Source organism: Pseudomonas sp. PME37.24/025 (assembly GCF_055556615.1).
Genome location: NZ_JBVHNK010000365.1, coordinates 1 through 255, shown reverse-complemented (window position 1 = coordinate 255; position 255 = coordinate 1). Strand labels below are relative to the sequence as shown.

General features: G+C 49.4%; 1 protein-coding gene. It reads left to right on the top strand.

What is annotated here, in order from left to right; translation table 11 throughout:
• On the top strand, positions 1-255 hold a 255-nt coding region (locus tag ACZ3HH_RS30710), incomplete at both ends, for a hypothetical protein (RefSeq protein ID WP_465810447.1).

The following is a 255-nucleotide window of genomic DNA, read 5'->3' as shown; positions in this document are numbered from 1 at the left end:
GATGATGGTGCCAGAATTTTCAGTGAAGGGCTATACGAGCTGCTGCACGGAGAGTGTTCGCTGAAAGAACGCTTTATCAGTTGGATCGTTTCAGTAAACGAGCTGCCGCGAAAGAAATCGAGAGTGGCCTCATGGCCTATTGTCACCTTCTTTCCATTTATCGCTCAGCCGGACCGTTTCATCATTTTGAAACCGACGGCCATGAGAGTTGCAGCTGAGGAGCTGCGTTTCGATTTCGACTATTCTTCCAAGCCC